The 3,101-nt window shown below is 56.5% G+C and carries 4 protein-coding genes and 3 tRNA genes; all 7 read left to right on the forward strand.

Features of this window, described 5'->3' with window-relative positions; translation table 11 throughout:
* The first annotated feature begins 120 nt into the window (after window positions 1-120).
* Window positions 121-1,080, forward strand: a complete 960-nt coding sequence (gene birA / locus ACF8Q6_RS13180; protein WP_011953321.1) for a bifunctional biotin--[acetyl-CoA-carboxylase] ligase/biotin operon repressor BirA — start codon at window positions 121-123, stop codon at window positions 1,078-1,080.
* On the forward strand, window positions 1,070-1,819 hold the full coding sequence (locus ACF8Q6_RS13185) for a pantothenate kinase (protein ID WP_392491289.1): 750 nt from the start codon (window positions 1,070-1,072) through the stop codon (window positions 1,817-1,819). The genes birA and ACF8Q6_RS13185 overlap by 11 nt, the downstream gene beginning before the upstream one ends.
* Before the next feature lie 7 nt (window positions 1,820-1,826).
* Window positions 1,827-2,252: a hypothetical protein gene (locus ACF8Q6_RS13190; RefSeq protein ID WP_011953323.1), complete on the forward strand. Its 426-nt coding sequence runs from the start codon at window positions 1,827-1,829 to the stop codon at window positions 2,250-2,252.
* A gap of 152 nt (window positions 2,253-2,404) precedes the next feature.
* A tRNA-Tyr gene (locus ACF8Q6_RS13195) sits at window positions 2,405-2,488 on the forward strand.
* Window positions 2,489-2,512: 24 nt separating this feature from the next.
* A tRNA-Gly gene (locus ACF8Q6_RS13200) sits at window positions 2,513-2,586 on the forward strand.
* Window positions 2,587-2,615: 29 nt separating this feature from the next.
* A tRNA-Thr gene (locus ACF8Q6_RS13205) sits at window positions 2,616-2,691 on the forward strand.
* Between the two features lie 78 nt (window positions 2,692-2,769).
* A partial coding sequence (locus tag ACF8Q6_RS13210) for a GTP-binding protein (protein WP_392498741.1) occupies window positions 2,770-3,101 on the forward strand: 332 nt, incomplete at its 3' end.

Raw genomic sequence — 3,101 nt, forward strand, 5'->3', positions numbered from 1 at the left:
CTGGCCTGCCACTGCTTCTCTCTGTGGATGGCGATGCAAGGTCTCTCCTGCAGGCCCTTTTCCTATGCAAGCCAACAGCCCATGGCTATCATGCCTGCCTTATTCCAAGTCGAGACTGGCATGCTGAAGTTGTTGAATCTCCTCAAGGACGGTCGGTTCCATTCCGGAGAAGCTCTGGGGGCAGCCCTAGGGGTGAGTCGCAGCGCAGTTTGGAAGCAGCTGCAGCATCTGGAAAGTGAGCTGAACCTCACCATTCACAAGGTTCGTGGGCGCGGTTACCAGTTGGCCGCGCCACTGGCTTTGCTTGAGGCGCAGGCAATCGCCGAGTTCGCCGTGGGCGAACAGTGGCCGGTATTCATCCACGAAACCATCGATTCGACCAATGCCGAAGGCTTGCGCCTTGCCAGTGAAGGACAGGCGGCTCCATTCCTGGTTCTGGCTGAGCGCCAGAGCGCCGGACGCGGTCGGCGTGGCCGGCAGTGGGTCAGCCCATTTGCTGAAAATCTCTATTACAGCCTGGTGCTGCGCGTCGATGGAGGCATGCGTCAGCTCGAGGGGTTGAGCTTGGTAGTGGGGTTGGCGGTCATGCGCACCTTGCAGGCGTTCGGTGTAAAGGATGTCGGGCTCAAATGGCCCAACGATGTGCTGGTGCGTGGGCAGAAAATCACCGGGATTCTCCTGGAGTTGGTGGGCGATCCTGCAGATGTCTGTCATGTGGTGCTAGGCATTGGTATCAATGTAAACATGCAGGTAAACGAACAGGTCGATCAGCAGTGGACTTCCATGCGGCGTGAGGTTGGTGCAGCCATAGATCGCAATCACTTGGTAGCGCTGCTCAGTCAGCAGCTACAGCACGAATTGGCGCGCCATCGCCGCTACGGCTTTGCTGCATTCCAGGAGGAGTGGGAGCAGGCGCACTTGTGGCAGGGGCGCAATGTATCGCTGGTTGCTGGTAGTACACGTATTGATGGCGTGGTTCTTGGCGTCGACGGGCAGGGTGGTTTGCGCCTTGAGGTGGACGGGATGGAAAAGAGCTTCAGTGGTGGTGAGCTCAGTTTGAGGTTGCGTGATGATTCTTGAGCTCGATTGCGGTAACAGCTTCATCAAGTGGCGGGTGATCCATGTCGCCGATGCTGTGATTGAAGGTGGTGGAATCGTCGATTCCGATCAGGCGCTGGTGGCCGAAGTGGCTGCGCTCGCTTCAGTGCGCCTCACGGGTTGCCGTATTGTCAGTGTGCGCAGCGAAGAAGAAACCGATGCGCTTTGCGCGTTGATTGCTCAGGCATTTGCCGTGCAGGCGAAGGTTGCCCACCCTGTCCGTGAAATGGCAGGTGTGCGCAATGGCTATGACGACTATCAGCGTCTGGGTATGGATCGTTGGCTGGCGGCGCTGGGGGCATTTCACCTGGCCAAGGGCGCGTGCCTGGTGATTGACCTGGGTACCGCGGCCAAAGCGGACTTCGTGTCTGCAGATGGCGAGCATCTGGGGGGCTACATCTGCCCGGGTATGCCATTGATGCGTAGCCAGCTGCGCACTCACACCCGTCGTATCCGCTATGACGATGCCTCCGCGGAGCGCGCATTGAACAGCTTGTCACCAGGTCGCTCTACTGTCGAAGCGGTGGAACGCGGTTGCGTATTGATGCTCCAGGGCTTTGCCTACACCCAGCTTGAGCAGGCTCGTGTGCTATGGGGTGAGGGGTTCACCGTGTTCCTCACTGGCGGTGATGCGCCGCTGGTGAGGGAGGCCCTGCCACAGGCGCGTGTTGTGCCTGACTTGGTTTTCGTTGGCCTGGCAATGGCCTGCCCATTGGATTGAGGTGCCTATGCGCTGGTTGTTTCTGCTGTTACTGGTGCTCAACGTCTTTTATTACGTATGGCATCAGCAGGAAGCCCCGCTGAAGGTCAAGGAAGTCGCCCCATTGTCGCTGTACAAGGGGAATCAGCAAGAAATCCGACTGTTGCGTGAGACAGGTGTGTCGGCACCGCCCAAGCGTCGTGATGAATGCCTGGTAGTCGGAGGCGTGAAGGGGCAGGAGCAGTTGGATGCGCTGCGTCAGCGCCTGCTGAGTCTGGATATTGCCACCTCGCCGGTGGCAGGACAGCTGCCTGGGGCGGATGGTCGCTGGCTCAAGGTTTCTCCGGAAAGCGAGCGTTTGTTGGACCAAACGGTGCTCTTGGCTCTTTCCAATGATTTCAAAGACTTAAAACATAAAATTATTTTCTGCCAGGGTATTGCAACTGGCGAATAGCTTGATAGAATGGCGCCCGCTTCACAGGGAACACCACTCAGGTGGTAGAGCTGGAAGCGGTGTCAAAGCAGCTAAGTTTCAGATTTGATTGAAAAAATTTGAAAAAACGCTTGACACCAGGACGGCAGACAAATAGAATGCCGGCCACATCTGGAGGGATTCCCGAGCGGTCAAAGGGGACGGACTGTAAATCCGTTGCGAGAGCTTCGAAGGTTCGAATCCTTCTCCCTCCACCAGTTTTAGCGAGAGCCGCAAGCTCCGCGGGTATAGTTTAGTGGTAGAACCTCAGCCTTCCAAGCTGATGATGCGGGTTCGATTCCCGCTACCCGCTCCAAGTTTGCCGGATTTTGCACAAAGTGTTTCGCTCTTGTAGCTCAGTTGGTAGAGCACACCCTTGGTAAGGGTGAGGTCAGCGGTTCAAGTCCGCTCAAGAGCTCCATATAAACAAGGCAGATATGAAAATATCTGCCTTTGTTTTATCAGCGCAAGACTATTTCTTCTGCGGAGGATTGTATCGATGGCTAAGGAAAAGTTTGATCGTTCCCTTCCCCACGTTAACGTCGGCACTATCGGCCACGTTGACCACGGTAAGACCACTCTGACCGCAGCTCTGACTCGCGTTTGCTCCGAAGTTTTCGGTTCGGCAATCGTTGAGTTCGACAAGATCGACTCGGCTCCGGAAGAAAAAGCGCGCGGTATCACCATCAACACCGCTCACGTTGAGTACAACTCGACCATTCGTCACTACGCTCACGTTGACTGCCCAGGTCACGCTGACTACGTGAAGAACATGATCACCGGTGCTGCCCAGATGGACGGCGCGATCCTGGTTTGCTCGGCCGCCGATGG

Source organism: Pseudomonas sp. GLN_2, assembly GCF_043106005.1.
In the GTDB taxonomy this organism is placed as follows: Bacteria; Pseudomonadota; Gammaproteobacteria; order Pseudomonadales; family Pseudomonadaceae; genus Aquipseudomonas; species Aquipseudomonas alloputida.

Excerpts from the sequence above, each read along its gene's own strand:
- ACF8Q6_RS13185 (WP_392491289.1), top strand. The coding sequence starts at position 1,070 with ATGATTCTTGAGCTCGATTGCGGTAACAGCTTCATCAAGTGGCGGGTG.
- birA (WP_011953321.1), top strand. The coding sequence starts at position 121 with ATGCTGAAGTTGTTGAATCTCCTCAAGGACGGTCGGTTCCATTCCGGA.
- ACF8Q6_RS13190 (WP_011953323.1), top strand. The coding sequence starts at position 1,827 with ATGCGCTGGTTGTTTCTGCTGTTACTGGTGCTCAACGTCTTTTATTAC.